Below are 17,780 nucleotides of genomic sequence, written 5' to 3'. Positions count from 1 at the left end.
TCTGCCTACCGGTCACCGTCGCCTCGTCGCGGGTGGCGTGGCACGTCCCCCGAAATGAGGCTTCCGCTGCCCCCGGCCGCGATGTGATGCTTGAGGCTCTCCTGGCTCAGAGTCCCGTCTCGTATGCGTAGACCGGCCAGAAATCCACCTCTGGGAAGCGAAATCACCATGAAAATGTTCGCTCTATTCGTCGTGCCCAAAATCGGCCAGATCCGCACAACCACTGGCACAAGAACCAGCACCACCACCATCGCCGTGGCCGTCGCTGCCGCGTTCCTGATCGGCACCACACCGGTGCCTGCTACCGCGGCCGGCACCTACACGGCGTACGTCACATATGCATCGACACCCAGCGAGACTCTCGGCAAGACCGCCACGGGCTGGAAGGCCCTGACGCCCGCCGAGGTCGCTCTCGTGCCGGCCGATGCCATCACCCACCGGTCCACCCAGTTCCTGCGAGTGGAGGCCGATGGCCAGCTGTTCAAGGTAACCGGAGAAACCGTGACAGCGCTCACCGAGCTGCACTGGAGCTACGAAGGGTCACCGACACCGCGGAACGTTGACCGGCAACCGGCGCTGGAGTACTACACCTACGCCTCGGCGCCGCAGGAACTGCTGGTGCGCGCCCCACTCGGAACATGGCGCCACGCCACGGACGCCGAGTACGCCGCAGTGGACACCCTGACGATCACCCGGAGGGTAAACACGTACTTCTTGAGGGATGTCGGGAGTAGTCAGGTGGTGAAGCAAGTGAACGGGATGGCAACGCCGATCAGCGACGCGCAGTGGCGCGGCGAAGGGTCACCGACGCCGATGGTCCCTGAATCGGCCGACTTAGGATCCAACCCATTCACGACCAGCACGCCGTATGTTGATCCGGCGCATCCGTCAGTGGCAGCGGCCACCCGCCTCCGCCTCGGCGGCGACCTCGTCGGGGCCGCCGAAATCGACAAGATCAGCAGATACGCCGGAACCAAGTGGGTGGGCGACTGGACACCGCTCACGAAGACGGAGACCACCGTGTCGCAATACGCGCAGCGCGCTCTCGACGCCGGGCAGACAGGCGTGCTCGTCATCTACGGCATTCCCGGCCGGGACTGCACTGGGCATTCCGCCGGCGGGCTGTCGGCAGAGGCCTACTACGAGTGGATCCGGGCCATTGCGGCAGGCATCGCGGGAAAACGCCTCGCCGTGGTGCTGGAGCCGGATGCACTCCTGCAGCTGGGTCGCTGTCCCGACTTGCAGGGCGACCGCCTCGGCCTGCTGAACTATGCCGCGAAGAACATGGCAGCCAGCGGGGCCACCGTGTACATCGATGCCGGCACGAGCAACTCCGTGCCGCCCTCGGAGATGGCGAGCCGGCTCGTCGGAGCGGGGGTCGAGGAGGTGCGCGGGTTCGCGGTCAACGTGTCCAACTACAAGCACACCGCCGAGGAGCGCGCCTACGCCGATGAGCTGTCCCGGCTGCTCGGCGGCAAGAACTACGTGATCGACACCAGCCGGAACGGCAACGGTGCCAACGGAGAATGGTGCAACCCGCGCGGGCGAGCGCTAGGCGAGGTCCCGGGCGTGGCCAACCACGGCAACCAGGACGCCAGCCTCTGGATCAAGACCGTCGGAACCTCGGACGGCCTCTGCAACGGCGGGCCCGCGGCAGGCACCTGGTGGGATGAGATCGCCATCGAACTCGCCTCGAACTCCATCCTGTGAGGGCACACCGAATCCGCTCTGGGCGAGGCCACAGCCCGTAGTGTCACCCCATGACAGGTGCGCTGGCTCTGGTGACCGGATCGACGGGGTACGTCGGCGGACGACTGGTGCCGAGGCTGCTGGAGGCCGGCTACCGCGTGCGCGTGATCGTGCGGGCCCCGCAGAAGCTCACCGACGTACCGTGGGCCGGCGACGTGGAGATCGTGCAGGGCGACCTGCAGGACGCGGATGGCGTGGCCGCGGCATCCGTTGATGTCAACGTCATCTACTACCTGGTGCACTCGCTGGCGGCGCAGGGCGATTTCGAACAACTCGAGATCACGGCCGCCACCAACATCGCCACCGCGGCATCCGCTGCCGGGGTGTCCCGCATCGTCTACCTCGGCGGGCTGCATCCCGACAGCAGGAAGCTGTCACGGCACCTCCGCTCCCGCGCGGCGGTGGGGCGGATCTTGCTCGCCTCCGGCGTGCCCACCGCGGCACTGCAGGCGGGGGTGATCATCGGATCCGGGTCGGCGTCGTTCGAGATGATCCGGCACCTGACCGACGTGCTGCCGTACATGCCGGCGCCGCGCTGGGTGCGCAACAAGGTGCAGCCGATCGCCATCCGCGACGTGCTGTACTACCTGATCGCTGCAGCCGGCCTGCCCGCCTCGGTGAATCGCACCTTCGACATCGGCGGGCCGGACGTGCTGCGCTACGGCCAGATGATGAACGGATACGCCGTCGAGGCCGGCCTCGCGCAACGCCCGATCGCGGCGCTGCCGGTGCTCACGCCGTGGCTCGCCTCGCAGTGGGTGAACCTGGTGACGCCCATCCCGCGCAGGCTGGCGGTGCCGATCATCGAGTCGCTGCAGTACGACTGCGTGGTGCGCGAGCGCGACATCGACGACTACATTCCCCGGCCGGCCGAAGGACTGATCGGCTACCGCCGGGCGGTGCGACTGGCCTTGGCCAAGGTGCGGGACGCCGACGTGGAGACCACCTGGCAGAACGCCTCGGTGCACGGCGCGCCGAGCGACCCGCTGCCGAGCGACCCCGACTGGTCGGGGCACACCGTGTACACCGACCTGAAGGAGCGCGAGACGACGGCCTCGGTCGGCCAGCTGTGGAGCGTGATCGAGGGGATCGGTGGCCGCAACGGCTGGTATTCGTTCCCGCTGGCCTGGGCGCTGCGCGGCTGGTTAGACAAGCTGTTCGGGGGAGTGGGACTGCGGCGCGGACGCCGCCACGCCGACCGGTTGCACACCGGCGACGCCCTCGACTTCTGGCGCGTGGAGCAGCTGGAACGCGGCAGATCACTGCGACTGCGTGCCGAGATGCGGATGCCGGGACGCGCCTGGCTCGAGCTGGAAACCGCCCCAACCTCGACCGGCGCCCGCTACCGGCAGCGCGCGGTGTTCTTTCCGCAGGGCCTCGCCGGGCGGCTGTACTGGTACGGCATCCTGCCCTTCCACGGCGTCATTTTCACCGGCATGGCGAACCGCATCATCGCCGAGGCCGAGCGCCGCGGCGGCGAACATGTCGCCACACCGGACGCCGGCGCGGCAGTCACCGATCAACCCTCCACCGAGCAGGAGCGCGCCACCGTTACCGCTACCGGGTGACAGATGCGCAAGTAGCTTTATCAAGCTACTTGTATAATGGGGGGATGCCTGACCAGATAACCCGCGCACTATTCGAGACGTTGCACCCGCTGCTGAGACGATTGACTCTCGAACGAACGCTTTCCCCCGGCAAGGTGGGCGTGCTTCGGCATCTAGCGGAACATGGGCGCGCGACTACATCGGAATTGGCCACCGTAGTTCACATCAGCCCCCAGGCCATCTCGCTCGCGGCGCGGGAACTTGAACGACTGCGATTGGTCGTGCGGGTACCCGACGCCGAGGACCGTCGCCGGACCTGGATCGAGCTCACCGACGTGGGCCGGCAGAAGCTTGCCCAGGAGTTGGCGGCCGCTCAGGGGTGGCTTGACCAGGCAATCGCGGAGCGGTTGACGCCGGACGAACGGACGGCACTCAAGGCCGTCATCCCCATCCTCCGGAAGTTGGGATCTGAGGCATCCGTTGACTGATCGGGCTCCACGCTCGAGGTTGGTGCCGGCGCTGATCTACGCGGCGCTCTCCACCGCGATCGTGAGTTCGCTAGGCATGTTGTTGGTGCCCACTCTCTCCCGCGAGATGGATGTTTCGGTCAGCACGGCGCAGTGGATGCTCACTATCAACCTGTTGGTCGGCGCGGTCGCGACTCCCGTCATGGGCCGGCTCAGCGACGGACCCCACAAGAAGCGGCTCCTGCTGTGGGCGCTGTCGATCATCCTCGTCGGCTCCATACTGGCGGCAGTGGCACCGAACTTCACGGTATTCCTAGTGGGGCGGGCGCTTCAGGGACTCACCTACGGGATCGTTCCGGTGACGATCGCCCTCGCCCGGCGATACGTCGCGGCCGACAAAGTGCAATTCTCCATATCAAGCCTGTCAGTGACCGTGGCGACCGGGCTCGGGGTCGGCTACCCGTTGACTGGGATTATCGCGGGACTCTTCGACTTCCGCTTCGCGTTCTGGTTCGCCGCGTTGTTTGTGGTCACGGCGATTCTTGTGGTCCTTCGCATCGTGCCAGCGGGACCCGACGAGCAGGCGGCACGAGTGCCGTTCGACTACACGGGCGCGGGTCTGCTCGGTCTCGGCTTAGGCGCCCTGCTCCTCGGTGTCAGTGAGGGCCCGAACTGGGGATGGAGCTCACCGTGGACCATCGGCACCTTCGTATTCGCGGCGGTCGTCCTGACGGCCTGGGTTCGGGCGGGACTGCGGAAGCGGAATCCGTTGATCAACCTTCGTGTTCTCCGGAACGGGGAAGTGCTACTGGCCAATTGCGCGGCTATCGGGCTGGGCGCGGCCTTGTACATCGGGCTTTCGATTTCCAGCCTCATCGCGCAGGCCCCGGCTTCCACCGGCTACGGCATTGCGCTGCCCGTGTTTTGGGCCGGTTTTGTGATGTTCCCGCTGTCGGTGGGCAGCTTCAGTGCGAACCGACTCGTGCGCCGTCTGTCCCGCCGAATCAGCCTCACGACGCTGCTGCCGATCGGCGCCGGCATGATGGCGGCATCCGGAACCTTGCTCTGGTTCGCCCACACTGAGCTCTGGGAAATCCTGATCGGGATGCTGGTGTTCGGTTTGGGAGTGGGAACGAGCTATGCCGCCATGCCAGCGCTCATCGCCCGCAGCGTGGCGATCGAAGAGCTGGGCAGTTCGGTGAGCTTCAACCAGGTTCTGCGCACCGTGGGCAGCTCGTTCGGTACAGCGGTCTCGGGTGCCGTGCTCGCGGCGAACATGGCGCCGGATCTTCACCCGACCGGGGCCGGAATCAGTGCGACGCTGGCAATCGGAGCGCTGGTTTGCACGGCGGTGTTCGTCGCACTGCTCATCCGTACCCTGATCACGGAGCGACGCCGCTATATCCGGTGACTCGGTCGGCGGTCAGGTGTCGCCGAGCGGCGCGTTACCGTTACGGGGTGAGATTGTGGTCGGTGCACCCCCGTTACTTCGACCGGCAGGCGCTGACCGCCTGCTGGCGGGAGGGCTTGCTCGCGCAGGCGGTGCTGCACGCCCCAGGCCGTGGGTATTCGCGGCATCCGCAGCTCGAACGCTTCCGCGCCACGCCTGACCCGATGGCAGCGATCGGCTGCTACCTTGCCGCGATCGTCGACGAGGCCGACGCCCGCGGCTACCGGTTCGCTCGGGAGAAGATCCTGTGCCCGCCGACGAGCGCGATCGCCGTGCCGGTGCCGACCGGGCAACTGCAGTACGAGTGGGCACACCTGCTCCGCAAGCTGGAGCAGCGGAGTCCGGATGTCGCGCGCCTCTGGTCCGCGGTGGATCAGCCCGACCCGCACCCGCTGTTCACCCCGGTCGAGGGCGGCATCGCCTCCTGGGAGCGGTTGCCCGGTTAGTCGCTGCCGCGAGCGTCGTTCTCGCCGAACTCGGTGGCGCTCAGATCATTCAGGAAACGGATGACCACCTCGCGCTCATCCGGGCTGAGGCGGGCGGCGGCGTCGAAGCGCCGCGCGTGCTGGCGTCCCACCGTTTCCCTGGCGATGACGTGGGTGTGCTCGGTCACGGAGATGGCCAGCGCTCGACGGTCGGTCGCGTGCGGTGCCCGCGTGATGTGGCCGCCGCGCTCCAGCCGGTCAAGCAGCTTGGTCGTTGAGGCGCTGGAAATTCCGAGGTGCTCGGTGAGGGCGCCTGGTGTCGCGACCATGCCCTGATTCTTCGCGGCGATCAGGAACCGGATCGCCCGCATGTCGGTCTCGTTCAGCTTCATGAACTTGCGGGATGCCTCGCTCATCCGCTGCTCGGCCTGACGCCAGTCACGCACGGCATCCATCACCCGAACGATCTGGTCCATCGCGGCGTCGTCGATCCCTGCTCGATGCACCAACTGCTGACCCGGATCGGTGACGCGCGGGTCGTGCATAGAGCCGGCTATGCCCCGAGCTCGCCCGTCTTTGTCCATACCCGCAGCCTATCCGCTTGAGATAATTCATGCTAATCTACTTTCTAGTTTGGCTAGTAATAAGCGGAGATAGCTATGACACTCGACACCAGCGACAAGGTAATAGGCAACGCAATCGGCGACGCCGTAGTGCTGCTCGATGGAACCGGTGCCGCCGTCGGCACGGCTCCGAAGTCCAGTGTTCACGGGGTGGATACCGCGCTTCACCTTGCGTTTTCCTGCCACGTGCTGGATTCCTCCGGCCGCATGCTCGTCACCCGCCGCGCGCTCGGCAAGGCCACCTGGCCGGGCGTCTGGACCAACTCGTTCTGCGGACATCCGCAGCCTGCCGAACCCGTGATGTCGGCCGTGCACCGCCGTGCCGCCTACGAGCTCGGGATCCGAATCAGCGATGTGCAGCTCGAACTACCGCTCTTCCGCTACCGCGCCACCGACGCATCCGGCATCGTCGAGAACGAGATCTGCCCGGTCTATGTCGCCCACACCGACGATGTTCCTGTCCCGCACCCGCACGAGGTGATGGACTTCGCCTGGGTGATTCCGTCGGCGCTCGGCGCGTCGATCCGGTTGACGCCCTGGGCGTTCAGCCCGTGGCTGGTCATGCAGGCGCAGCTGCTGTCGCTGCTCGGCGGCAGCCCGCAGGCCAGCGACGGCGACTACCTGAACACGGGACTGTCTCAGCCATGAGCACGACGACTCCCACCCGCGAACTCGACGGTGCCAGCGCCGTCGGGGTTCGCCTGCAGAAATTCTTCGACGACCAGATTCGCAAGGCCGCCGCACACGGGCCCGAGTACCAGCGCCTGTGGCAGGCGGCCCGCGACGCGAGCGTGGGCGGCAAGAAACTGCGTCCGGCGCTCGTGATCACCGTGTACCGTGCTCTGGGCGGCACCGACATTGATGCGGCGCTCGCCGCGGCCAGCGCCTTCGAACTGCTGCACACCGCGCTGCTCATGCACGACGACGTGATCGACCGTGACCTGGTGCGCCGCGGCAGCCCGAACGTCGCCGGGGTGTTCACCGCCGACGCGCTCGAGCACGGAGTGGATGGCGCCGCCGCATCGGTCTGGGGTGAGGCATCCGCGATCCTCGCCGGCGACCTGCTGATCCACGCCGCGCAGAGGCTGATCGCGGCCCTTGACACCGACAACGATCGACGGATGGCTGTGCTCGACGTGTTCGACGAGGCGGTCTTCACTGTGACCGCCGGCCAGCACGCCGACGTGTCTTTCGCCAGCCGGATCGTGCGCCCGGGCACCGCCGACATCCTCGCCATGATCGAGAACAAGACCGCCAGCTACTCGTTCATCGCACCGCTGGTCGGGGGAGCGGTGCTCGCTGGGGCGACCGACGCCGACGTGCGGTCGTTGCGCGAGTTCGGCCGGCACGTGGGCGTGGCCTTCCAGTTGCGCGACGACGTGCTCGGCGTGTTCGGCGTCGAAGAACTGACTGGCAAGAGCACGCTCAGCGACCTGCGCGAGGGCAAACAGACTCTGCTGGTCGGTTACGCCAGCACCACCGAGGCGTGGCAGCGCGTGGCGCCGCTGTTCGGACGCCCCGATATGTCCGAGGCGGATGCCGCGGATCTGCGAGCTGCGCTGGAGGCGAGCGGTGCCCGGCGGTTCGTTGAGTCGGTGATTGCCGATCAGGCGGACCGCGCCACCCAGGTGCTCGCCGAGTCGGCGCTGCCCGATCACCTGCGCGCCGATCTCGCCGACGTGGTGCGACGCTGCGTGGAGCGCGAATGGTGAGCCGGCCGCAGGCCACCGGGCTCGCGCTCTATTCGCGTGCCGCGCACGACAGTGCCGCACGGGTGATCGGCGCGTACTCCACGTCGTTCGGCCTGGCGACGAGGCTGCTCGCCCCGTCGGTGCGCCCGCACGTCGAGAACATTTACGCTCTGGTGCGGGTCGCCGACGAGATCGTGGATGGCTCCGCCGAGCAGGCCGGGCTCGATGTCGCCGCCCAGCGTGAGTTGCTCGATGCGCTCGAGGTCGAGACCGAGCGGGCCATCCGGCTCGGCTACAGCGCCAACCTGGTGGTGCACTCGTTCGCCCAGACCGCCCGCGAGACGGGGATCGGTAGCGATCTCACCGCCCCGTTCTTCTCCTCGATGCGCCGCGACCTCAGCCCCGTCGCGTTCACCGAGCAGGAACTGCGCGACTACATCTACGGGTCAGCCGAAGTGGTCGGGCTGATGTGCCTGCGCGTGTTCCTCGCCGGTGAGACCGTCCCCGCCGCCGAGCGGCACCAGTTGGAGCATGGCGCCCGCCGGCTCGGGGCGGCCTTCCAGAAGATCAACTTCCTGCGCGACCTCGCCGACGATTTCGGCACCCTCGGCCGCCGCTACTTTCCCGACATCGACCCCGGCCATTTCACCGAGGAACAGAAGCTTGCGCTCGTGGCCGACATCGAGCAGGATCTCGCGGCCGCCCGGGCCGTGATCCCGCAACTGCCGCCCGGATGCCGCCGGGCCATTGTCGCCGCGCACGCACTGTTCTCCGTGCTCACCGGGCGGGTGCGTGCTACCCCGGCATCCGATCTGTTGCGTACCAGGGTCAGCGTTCCGACCGCGGTGAAGCTCGGCATCCTGCTGCGGTCGATGTCTGCCCGTCAGGTTCGGGGGCTCGAATCATGACCGGTGCCACAACCGCGGTCGTGATCGGCGGCGGCATTGCCGGGCTTGCCACCGCGGCGCTACTCGGCCGCGAGGGCTACCAGGTGACGCTGCTCGAGGCGCAGCCTGAGGTGGGTGGCCGCGCGGGCAGCTGGGAGCACGCCGGGTTCCGATTCGACACCGGACCGTCCTGGTACCTGATGCCGGAGGTGTTCGACCACTTCTTCAAGCTGCTCGGCACCTCCGCCGCCGAGCAGCTTGAGCTGCGCAGGCTGGACCCGGGTTACCGCGTGTTCTTCGAGAAGCATGACGACAGCCTCGACATCCACGCCGATCGCGAACGCACGCTCGCCGCGTTCGAACTGATCGAACCCGGCTCGCGGGCCGCGATCGCGCGCTACCTGGCCTCTGCCAAGGACACCTACCGGATGGCGACCAGTCGCTTCCTCTATGGCACCTTCGCTTCATACCGGCCGTTGCTGACCCGCGACGTGCTGCGCCGCAGCGGCCGCCTCGCCCGCCTGTTGCTGCAGCCCCTTGACCGTTTCATCGGCCGCTATGTTTCGGATCACCGCATCCGCCAGGTGCTCGGCTACCCGGCGGTGTTCCTCGGCTCCTCGCCATATGCCACTCCGAGCATGTACCACCTGATGAGCCATCTCGACTTCGAAGACGGCGTCTACTACCCGCTCGGCGGCTTCACCGAGGTGATCGCCAGCATTGCCCGGCTGGCCGAGGGCGAAGGCGTTCAGATCGTCACCGACGCCACGGTCACCGCCATCACGGTCGAGAGCACGGATGAGAAGCCCAGCGGCGTGCGGGCCAGCGGCGTGCGGTACGTGGATGCGGTAGGGATCGAGCAGCACATCGCCGCCGACATCGTGGTGTCGGCGGCGGACCTGCACCACACCGAGACGCAGTTGCTGCAGCCCGAGCACCAGAGCTACCCGGAGTCGTGGTGGAACACCCGGGTCGCCGGTCCCGGTGCGGTGCTGGTGATGCTCGGGGTGCGCGGCCACATCCCGGAGCTCGCGCACCACAGCCTGTTCTTCACCGACGACTGGCGCGACAACTTCGGCCGCATCTTCAGCGACACCCCGTCGATCCCGACACCCGCGTCGATCTATGTCTGCAGGCCGGGAGCCACCGACGACTCGGTCGCGCCCGACGGCGACGAGAACCTGTTCGTGCTGGTGCCGCTGCCCGCCGACCCATCCATCGGCGGCGGCGGGGTGGCCGGTACCGGTGACGACGCGGTCGAGAAGGTTGCGGATGACGCCATCCGACAGATCAGCGAGTGGGCCGGCATCCCGGACCTCGCCGACCGCATCGTGGTCAGGAAGACGGTAGGTCCCGCCGACTTCGCCGATACCCTCAACTCGTGGAAGGGCAGCGCCCTCGGGCCGGCACACGTGCTGAAGCAGAGCGCGTTCCTGCGGGGCAAGAACGTGTCCTCCAAGGTGCAGGGTTTGCTCTACGCCGGCTCCAGCACGGTGCCCGGAATCGGACTGCCGATGTGCCTGATCAGCGCCGAACTCGTGGTGAAGCGGTTGCGCGGTGACGTCAGCACCACGCCGCTGCCGGAGCCGCTGCGAGAGCCTGTGTCGGAGCCGCTGCGATGAGCGCTATCTACCTGCTCACGTTGCTCGCCGCGCTTGGCTGCATGGTGCTGCTCGACCGCCGGTTCACGCTGTTCTTCTGGCGCGACCCGGTGCGGGCCGCACTGGTGACCGGAGCCGGGCTGGCCTTCTTCCTGCTCTGGGACGTGCTCGGCATCAGCCTCGGAATCTTCTTCCGGGCCGAGTCCGCGATCGTGACCGGAATCCTCCTCGCACCGGAGCTGCCGGTGGAAGAGGTGCTGTTCCTGATCTTTCTCTGCTACCTCACGATGGTGCTGCTGCTCGGGTCCGAGCGGATGTTTGCGGCCAGCCGGAGAGTTGCCGCCGGCCGGAAGGTGCGCCGATGACGTACCTGTTGCTGTGCGCCGGGTTCCTGGCCGCCGCGGCCGCCATGATGGCGATTGCGGTCACCCGCACCAAGGACCGCGGCGCGGTGGTCACTCGCTGGGCGGGCGCCGTCGCCCTGGCCGCGGTGGTCGTGCTGCTGCTGACCGCGGTGTTCGACAACCTGATGATCGCCGTCGGCCTGTTCGCGTACGAGCCCGAACACATCAGCGGCATCCTGATCGGCCGGGCGCCGATTGAGGACTTCGCGTATCCGCTGGCCGCGGTGTTGCTGCTGCCGGCACTCTGGCTGCTGATCGGCCCCCGCGACAGGCGACACCATGGGTCGTGAGCGCCGCGTGGGCCTGCTGGGCCAGCTGATCGTGTCATCCCGACCGATCAGCTGGATCAACACCGCGTTCCCGTTTGCCGCCGCCTACTACCTGACCGCCCGCGAGATCGACCTCACGTTGGTGATCGGCACCCTGTTCTTCTTGGTTCCCTACAACCTGGCGATGTACGGCATCAACGACGTGTTCGATTACGCGTCGGATGTCGCCAACCCACGCAAGGGCGGGGTGGAGGGTGCCCTGCTGGCGCCGACGGTGCACCGCACCACCCTGATCGCCGCGGTGGCCCTCGCCGTGCCATTCGTGGTGCTGCTGGTGTTGCTCGGATCGCCGGCGTCCTCGCTGGTGCTCGCCGTCAGCCTGTTCGCGGTGGCCGCGTACTCGGTGCCGGGGTTGCGCTTCAAAGAGATCCCGTTCCTGGACTCCGTGACCTCCAGCACCCACTTCGTCAGCCCCGCCGTGTTCGGTCTGGTACTCGCCGGAGCCGAGTTCACCCCCGCACTGTTCGCCGTCGTCGTCGCATTCTTCCTCTGGGGGATCGCCAGCCACGGGTTCGGCGCGGTGCAGGACATCATCCCCGACCGGGAAGGCCAGATCTCGTCGATCGCGACGGTGCTCGGCGCTAGCCGCACCGTGCGCTTCGCGTGCGGCGCGTGGCTGCTCGCCGGGCTGTTGATGCTCGTCACCGCCTGGCCCGGCCCGCTGGCCGCGCTGCTGGTGATCCCGTACCTGGCCGTCGTGGTGCCGTTCTGGCGTCTAAGCGACACGCAGTCCGCGAACGCCAACCGCGGCTGGAAACAGTTCCTGTGGATCAACTACGCGGTCGGATTCTTCGTCACCATGCTGCTGATCGGCTATGCCGCCATGACCCCATAACCCCGCGACAGCATGACCAGGTAGGCAGAAACCACCCTGAGGAAAGAAACGGACACACCCCTGATGACCCGTGGGAGCACCCTCACCACCACCCCGCCGAAATCGCGCGTGCCACGATGGCTGCGCGCCCTGATCCCGGCCGTGCTGATCCTGGTCTGGCTCACCGCGGCGGCCATCGGCGGACCGTACTTCGGCCGGGTCGACGAGGTGTCCTCGAACGACCAGACCACCTACCTTCCGGCCAGTGCCGACGCCACCGAGGTGCAGGCGCTGCTGCCAGAGTTCAGCGACAGCGACGCCATCCCCGCGATCGTGCTGTACAGCGCGGAGCGCGACCTGACCGAGGCCGACCTCGCCGACATCGGCGCCGCGTCGGAACGGTTCGCCGACCTCGCCGGGGTGAGCGGTGACGTGTCCCCGGCGATCGCCTCGGACGACGCCCGGGCCGCGCAGGTGTTCGTGCCGATCAGCCGCCACGGCACCGTGTCAGATTCGGTCGCCGAGCTGCGGGATGCCGCCAACCAGACTCTGCCCGATGGTGTCACCGTGTACGTGACGGGACCGGCCGGGTTCACCAGTGACCTCGTCGCGGCGTTCGGCGGAATCGACGGGCTGCTGCTGCTGGTGGCGCTCGTCGCCGTGTTCGTCATCCTCCTGCTGGTGTACCGGTCGCCATTGCTGCCGCTGATCGTCCTCGGCACCAGCATGTTCGCCCTCTGCGTGGCGCTGCTCTCGGTCTGGTGGCTGGCCAAAGCGGGCATCGTGCTGCTCAGCGGCCAGACCCAAGGCATCCTGTTCATCCTCGTGATCGGGGCCGCCACCGACTACTCGCTGCTATACGTCTCCCGCTACCGGGAGGCGCTGCGCACGCACCAGACGAGGTGGCACGCCACCTGGGCGGCGCTGAAGGGCGCGTTCGAGCCGATCCTCGCCTCCGGTGGCACCGTGATAGCCGGTCTGCTCTGCCTGCTACTGAGCGACCTGAACTCCAACAAGGCACTTGGGCCGGTGGCATCCATCGGCATCGTGTTCTCGATGATCGCCGCGCTCACCCTGCTTCCGTCGCTGCTGCTCTGGGCCGGGCGTGCGGCGTTCTGGCCGCGCCGCCCCAAGTTCGAGCCGGAGCACGCGTCCGATCCGGAACAGCAGATGCCGACCACGGGTGTCTGGGCGTGGCTGTCCCGCCTCATCGCACGGCGGCCGCGCGTTATCTGGATCAGCACCACGCTGGTGCTGCTGGTGGCGTGCCTCGGTGTGCTGCAGCTGAAGGCCGATGGAGTGCCGTCGAGCGACCTGATCCTGGCCGAATCGGAGGCCCGCGACGGGCAGACCGCTCTGGGGGAGCACTTCCCGGGCGGTTCGGGCAGCCCGGCCTACGTCGTGGTCGCGGAGGACGCGCTCGACGACGTCGTCACCGCCCTGCTGGGCAGCGACGGCATCGACTCGGTGTCGGTGCTCAGTGCCGACTCGCCGAGCGGCAGTGCGCCGGTGACGGATGCCGGCATCCAGGCGTTCGCCCCTCCCGGAACGCCGGCACCGCAACCCACCGTGGTCGATGGTGAGGTGATGCTGCAGGCGACGCTGACGGATGCCGCGGACTCGTCGGCTGCGGAACAGACGGTGCGCGACCTGCGTGCCGAGTTTGGCGATCAGGCGCTGATCGGTGGGGTGACCGCCACCGCGATCGACTCGAACGACGCGTCAATCCACGACCGCAACACCATCATCCCGATCATCCTCGGTGTGATTCTCGTCATTCTGATGCTGTTGCTCCGGTCGGTCCTCGCCCCGGTGCTGCTGGTGCTCACCGTGGTGCTGTCGTTCGGTGCCGCCATGGGTGTGTCGGCGGTGGTGTTCAATCAGGTGCTCGGCTTCCCGGGCGCAGACCCGGCTGTGCCGCTGTACGGTTTCGTGTTCCTGGTGGCGCTCGGCATTGACTACAACATCTTCCTGATGACCCGGGTGCGTGAGGAATCGCTGAAACACGGCACCCGCACCGGCATCCTGCGCGGACTGGCGATCACCGGCGGGGTGATCACCTCGGCCGGTCTGGTGCTCGCTGCCACGTTCGCGGCGCTCGGCGTGATCCCGATCTTGTTCCTGGCGCAGCTGGCGTTCATCGTGGCGTTCGGGGTGCTGCTCGACACGATCGTGGTGCGCTCGCTGCTGGTGCCGGCGCTGTCGTACGACATCGGGCGGTACATCTGGTGGCCGTCGAAGCTCGGTCGCGCAGCCGACGGTACAGCGAGCGGCTCAGCCCGCGGCCCCGCGAGCGGCTCAACGGGCGACTTCCAGCCCGTTCGCGAGGTTGTGACGTCGCCGCAATCCGCCCGTAACAGCGAAACCCTCATGGTTAACCATGAGACGAAACGCGAGAGTCCCAGCGACAGCTGACCTGCTGTGCGAGGTGTGTGGGCGGCTTCCCGAACCGGCGAAGACCCGCCTCACCCTGGCGCAGGTGGCCACCATCCTGCCGATCGAACTGCTGGTGCACGCCCTGGTGGTGGGAACCCACCTACCGTTCCTGATCAAGGTCGCCGTGCTGACGGTGACCGCGACCTTGCTGGTGATCTGGGTGGCGGAGCCGTCGGTGAAGCGGCTGCTGCGCGGGTGGCTGCACGCGCCGGCGCTGCGTGGTCGGCGCCGGTTGGATGATTCGCCGGCGCTGTGGAGGGTGCGCACCACTCTTCCGGACAGGCCGGGTGCCCTGCAACGGATGACACGGGTGCTCGCCCGGGCGGACATCAACATCCTCAGCATCCACTCCCACCTGGTCGACGGCGGAGTTCTCGACGAGTTCGTGCTCGAGGCGCCGGAGGCGATCACCGAGCAGCACATTCTCGACGCGCTCGAGGATGGTGGAGGCCGCGACACTGGCGTCTGGTCGACCACGGCCCTCGCGCTCGCTGACGGGCAAACCCGGGTGCTCAGCATCGCCGCGCGGATCGCCGGCGACTCCACTGAGCTGCCGCTGGCGATCGCCGAGATGCTGGGCGCGCGGGTCACAGACGGCGCGACGGTCGTAGTACCGGATGCCGCGGACCGTACGACGCTCAAGGTGCCGACGACCGACCGCGGGCCGATGATCTTCTCCCGGCCGGGCGAACCCTTCACCCTGGCCGAGTCGGCGCGTGCCCACCGGCTGGCCGAGCTGGCCGAAATCGTGGAGCTCACCGCCGCAACCCGCAACCGCCGAGGCTAACTGCGGTTAGCGCGGCGGCTGCGCGCCCACGTGCTGCACCGCGTCGGCGCCGGCTGCCACCCCGGCGAGCACCGCGGCGTCCAGATCCTGGCCGTCCGCCAGCCGGGCCACCAGCGCACCGACGAACGCGTCGCCGGCCCCGGTGGTGTCGAGAACGGTCACCCGCTGGGCATCGACGTGGCGCACGCCGTCGGCGTCGGCGACCACCACTCCGGCGGCGCCGAGCGTGATCACCACCGACCGGCTCATCTCGAGTAGTGCACGGGCGACGGATGCCGCGGACTCCGGCGAGCTGACCGGCTGGCCCGCCAGCAGGCTCGCCTCGCTCTCGTTCACCACGAGCGGATCGGCGAGGCCGAGCAGCTCGGCGGGGACCGCCCGCGCGGGGGAGAGGTTCAGCACGAACCGGCCGCCCGCTTCCGCGACGGCCACCGCGCCCGCCTGCACCACCTCGAGGGGGATCTCGAGTTGCGCCAGTAGCACGGTGCCCGGCGCGCTCGCCGCGGACACCGCCATCGCTGCGGCCGTCACGTCCAAGTCGCCATTGGCCCCTGGCACCACCACGATGGTGTTCTCGCCCGCCTCGGACACCGTGATCAGCGCTATCCCGGTGGGCTGTTCCGCCACCCGAACCACGCCAGAGACATCCACCCCGCCGCCGGCGAGGTCGGCGAGCAGCTCGTCGCCCGCGACATCCGTCCCCAACGCCGCGACGAACAGCGGCCGGATTCCGGCGCGCGCGGCCGCCAGTGCCTGATTCGCCCCCTTCCCACCGGTGCCGGTCACCAGCCGGGAACCGAGCAGGGTTTCGTCAGGGAGCGGATGCCGCGGCACCAGCACGGTGAGGTCACGATTGGCGGAGCCGAGCACTATTAGGCGAGAGGTCATGGATTCACTGTGGCAGATCGTAGGCTGGCGGCATGAGCTCCGAATCGCCCGGCTCCCTTACGGTCGCCGTCGTCCAGTTCGCGCCGACCACGAATGGGGGAGCGAACATCGAACAGATCGCTGAGTTCGTGGCCCGAGCGGTCGACCGCGGAGCCGACCTCGTGGTGTTCCCCGAGTACTCGTCGTACTTCTCCGCCGAGATGGGTCCGGACTGGCTGGCGGCCGCCGAGCCGCTCGACGGTCTCTTCGTCAGCGAGCTGGCCGCGATCGCCGCCGCGCAGCAGGCGCACATCGCCGCGGGAGTGGTCGAGGCGACCGACGGCACCCGCTTCTCGAACACCGTCGTGGTGGTCGATGCTGCAGGCTCGCTCGTCGCCACCTCCCGCAAGCTGCACCTGTACGACGCGTTCGGGCATCGGGAAAGCGACTACGCGGTCGCCGGTCCGATCGTCGACCCCGAGTTGTTCGAGATCCGAGGCATACAAATTGGTGTGCAGACCTGCTACGACCTGCGCTTTCCCGAAGTCACCAGGCGGCTCGTCGACGCCGGTGCCGACCTGGTGCTGGTGCCGAGCGAGTGGGTGCGCGGCCCGCTGAAGGAACACCAGTGGCGCACCCTGGTCACGGCGCGGGCGCTGGAGAACACCATCTACATCGCCGCGGCCGACCACGCGCCGCCTATCGGGGTGGGCAACAGCATGATCGTCGACCCGATGGGAGTCGCGCTAGCCAGCATCGGCGACGATCCAGGGATCGCCCTCGCCGAGGTGTCGCTCGAGCGCATCGAGTCAGTGCGCGAGGTGAACCCTGCGCTCAGCCTTCGCCGCTTCCGGGTTGTGCCCGTCGGGTAACGCGCTCAGGGTTCGAAGCGAAACGCGGATGCGCGGATCTCGGCGTTCATCTCATCCCTCGCCGCGCGCATGAGAGCCAGCGTGGTCTCAGTCTCGAGCGAGGCGCCGCGCGAGGCGGGCACGCAGAGCGCGAACGCCGCGAGAACGGAGCCGGAGGCGCTCTGCAGGGACATGCCGAGGGCATGCAGGCCTGCCTCGGTCTCGTCCCTGTTCAGCGCGTAGCCGCGCTGACGGACCTCCTCGAGGGCCGACAGGAATCGGACGAAGTCGAGCTCCGACATGTGCGTCCCCGCCAGTTGGGAGGACTGGCTCCGGTAGAGCCTCTCCAGCAGGGAGCGGTCGTGCTCGGCGAGGATCGCCTTGCCGCCCGAGGTGCGACGCGCGTCTTGGACAAGCCCCATCCGGTCGCCGACGCGGAGCGGTTGCGTTCCCTCGATCGACAGGATGACGCGGGTGCGGGTGCCTGTGCGGAACATGAGGCTCACGGTCTCGTCGAGCCGCTCGGCGAGCAGCTCCAGGTGGGGCGCGACGAGCGACTTGAGGGTTCGGGTCCAGGGGGAACTTGTCGGTCCGATTCCCAGCGAAGGGCCGGGGATGTAGGTGCGGGTCGCGTCCTGTGCGGCGAAGTCTCGGTAGACGAGCATCGACAGCAGGCGGTGCGCGGCCGACGGGGAGATCTGCAGCTCCCGTGCCACGTCCGAGAGTCGAGCGCCCCCGGTGTCGCGTAGCAGCTGGATGATTCTCAGAACGTGGTCGACCGAGCTCAACGCGTAGCGGGGGCGTTGGTACGGGGCCTGGTGATCGGTCATGCGGGGGTCGTCCGGTCTTTCG

Annotated in this window: 18 protein-coding genes; 15 read left to right on the top strand and 3 right to left on the bottom strand. The window is 68.0% G+C overall.

What is annotated here, in order from left to right; translation table 11 throughout:
* Nucleotides 1-168: 168 nt before the first annotated feature.
* The 5 genes from HCT51_RS11285 to HCT51_RS11265 are packed head-to-tail and all read left to right on the top strand — an operon-like array spanning nucleotide 169 to nucleotide 5,659.
* The gene (locus HCT51_RS11285) at nucleotides 169-1,710 is read left to right on the top strand and encodes a glycoside hydrolase family 6 protein (RefSeq protein WP_166874162.1); all 1,542 of its coding nucleotides are present in this window, start codon (nucleotides 169-171) and stop codon (nucleotides 1,708-1,710) included.
* A 50-nt stretch (nucleotides 1,711-1,760) separates the two neighbouring features.
* Nucleotides 1,761-3,317: an SDR family oxidoreductase gene (locus tag HCT51_RS11280; protein ID WP_166874157.1), complete on the top strand. Its 1,557-nt coding sequence runs from the start codon at nucleotides 1,761-1,763 to the stop codon at nucleotides 3,315-3,317.
* A 44-nt stretch (nucleotides 3,318-3,361) separates the two neighbouring features.
* Nucleotides 3,362-3,784, top strand: a complete 423-nt coding sequence (locus tag HCT51_RS11275; protein ID WP_166874152.1) for a MarR family winged helix-turn-helix transcriptional regulator — start codon at nucleotides 3,362-3,364, stop codon at nucleotides 3,782-3,784.
* A gap of 22 nt (nucleotides 3,785-3,806) precedes the next feature.
* Nucleotides 3,807-5,174 (top strand): MFS transporter, encoded by a 1,368-nt coding sequence (locus HCT51_RS11270; protein ID WP_224760458.1) that lies wholly within the window; start codon nucleotides 3,807-3,809, stop codon nucleotides 5,172-5,174.
* Between the two features lie 47 nt (nucleotides 5,175-5,221).
* The gene (locus tag HCT51_RS11265) at nucleotides 5,222-5,659 is read left to right on the top strand and encodes a pyrimidine dimer DNA glycosylase/endonuclease V (RefSeq protein ID WP_166874144.1); all 438 of its coding nucleotides are present in this window, start codon (nucleotides 5,222-5,224) and stop codon (nucleotides 5,657-5,659) included.
* Here HCT51_RS11265 and HCT51_RS11260 read toward each other — a convergent pair.
* Entirely contained in the window at nucleotides 5,656-6,183 is a 528-nt protein-coding gene (locus HCT51_RS11260) for a MarR family winged helix-turn-helix transcriptional regulator (RefSeq protein WP_166874141.1), read from the bottom strand. The two genes, HCT51_RS11265 and HCT51_RS11260, sit on opposite strands and share 4 nt — an antisense overlap.
* Before the next feature lie 114 nt (nucleotides 6,184-6,297).
* Between HCT51_RS11260 and idi the strand changes: the two genes are divergently transcribed.
* From idi to HCT51_RS11215, 9 genes are all read left to right on the top strand, one after another.
* Complete coding sequence (idi, locus tag HCT51_RS11255; RefSeq protein ID WP_166874135.1) at nucleotides 6,298-6,909, top strand: isopentenyl-diphosphate Delta-isomerase; 612 nt, start codon at nucleotides 6,298-6,300, stop codon at nucleotides 6,907-6,909.
* A complete protein-coding gene (locus tag HCT51_RS11250; RefSeq protein WP_166874129.1) occupies nucleotides 6,906-7,973 on the top strand; it encodes a polyprenyl synthetase family protein in 1,068 nt (355 codons plus the stop codon). The genes idi and HCT51_RS11250 overlap by 4 nt, the downstream gene beginning before the upstream one ends.
* Nucleotides 7,967-8,860, top strand: coding sequence for a phytoene/squalene synthase family protein (locus tag HCT51_RS11245; RefSeq protein ID WP_166874125.1), 894 nt, complete (start codon nucleotides 7,967-7,969; stop codon nucleotides 8,858-8,860). Before HCT51_RS11250 ends, HCT51_RS11245 begins: the two co-directional genes overlap by 7 nt.
* The gene (gene crtI / locus HCT51_RS11240) at nucleotides 8,857-10,461 is read left to right on the top strand and encodes a phytoene desaturase family protein (RefSeq protein ID WP_166874120.1); all 1,605 of its coding nucleotides are present in this window, start codon (nucleotides 8,857-8,859) and stop codon (nucleotides 10,459-10,461) included. The genes HCT51_RS11245 and crtI overlap by 4 nt, the downstream gene beginning before the upstream one ends.
* Nucleotides 10,458-10,805, top strand: coding sequence for a lycopene cyclase domain-containing protein (locus HCT51_RS11235; protein WP_166874117.1), 348 nt, complete (start codon nucleotides 10,458-10,460; stop codon nucleotides 10,803-10,805). Before crtI ends, HCT51_RS11235 begins: the two co-directional genes overlap by 4 nt.
* Nucleotides 10,802-11,134: a lycopene cyclase domain-containing protein gene (locus HCT51_RS11230; RefSeq protein WP_166874113.1), complete on the top strand. Its 333-nt coding sequence runs from the start codon at nucleotides 10,802-10,804 to the stop codon at nucleotides 11,132-11,134. Before HCT51_RS11235 ends, HCT51_RS11230 begins: the two co-directional genes overlap by 4 nt.
* Nucleotides 11,124-12,008 carry a prenyltransferase gene (locus tag HCT51_RS11225; RefSeq protein WP_166874109.1) on the top strand — a complete coding sequence of 295 codons (885 nt, stop codon included), beginning with the start codon at nucleotides 11,124-11,126 and terminating at the stop codon, nucleotides 12,006-12,008. The genes HCT51_RS11230 and HCT51_RS11225 overlap by 11 nt, the downstream gene beginning before the upstream one ends.
* Nucleotides 12,009-12,071: 63 nt before the next feature.
* On the top strand, nucleotides 12,072-14,402 hold the full coding sequence (locus HCT51_RS11220) for an MMPL family transporter (RefSeq protein WP_166874106.1): 2,331 nt from the start codon (nucleotides 12,072-12,074) through the stop codon (nucleotides 14,400-14,402).
* Nucleotides 14,368-15,210 (top strand): ACT domain-containing protein, encoded by an 843-nt coding sequence (locus HCT51_RS11215; RefSeq protein WP_166874103.1) that lies wholly within the window; start codon nucleotides 14,368-14,370, stop codon nucleotides 15,208-15,210. Before HCT51_RS11220 ends, HCT51_RS11215 begins: the two co-directional genes overlap by 35 nt.
* Before the next feature lie 6 nt (nucleotides 15,211-15,216).
* On the opposite strand, the gene HCT51_RS11210 is transcribed toward HCT51_RS11215, so the two are convergent.
* Nucleotides 15,217-16,098 (bottom strand): ribokinase, encoded by an 882-nt coding sequence (locus HCT51_RS11210; RefSeq protein ID WP_166874100.1) that lies wholly within the window; start codon nucleotides 16,096-16,098, stop codon nucleotides 15,217-15,219.
* Between the two features lie 32 nt (nucleotides 16,099-16,130).
* Between HCT51_RS11210 and HCT51_RS11205 the strand changes: the two genes are divergently transcribed.
* Nucleotides 16,131-16,949 (top strand): carbon-nitrogen hydrolase family protein, encoded by an 819-nt coding sequence (locus HCT51_RS11205; protein WP_166874097.1) that lies wholly within the window; start codon nucleotides 16,131-16,133, stop codon nucleotides 16,947-16,949.
* A gap of 5 nt (nucleotides 16,950-16,954) precedes the next feature.
* Here the strand turns inward: HCT51_RS11205 and HCT51_RS11200 are convergent, their stop codons facing one another.
* Nucleotides 16,955-17,758 (bottom strand): IclR family transcriptional regulator, encoded by an 804-nt coding sequence (locus HCT51_RS11200; protein ID WP_166874092.1) that lies wholly within the window; start codon nucleotides 17,756-17,758, stop codon nucleotides 16,955-16,957.
* Between the last annotated feature and the right edge of the window lie 22 nt (nucleotides 17,759-17,780).

The sequence above is a fragment of the Salinibacterium sp. ZJ450 genome (assembly GCF_011751885.2).
Classification (GTDB): domain Bacteria; phylum Actinomycetota; class Actinomycetes; order Actinomycetales; family Microbacteriaceae; genus Ruicaihuangia.
Note: the sequence above shows the minus strand (reverse complement) of the source record. Positions and strands in the feature narration are given on the sequence as shown.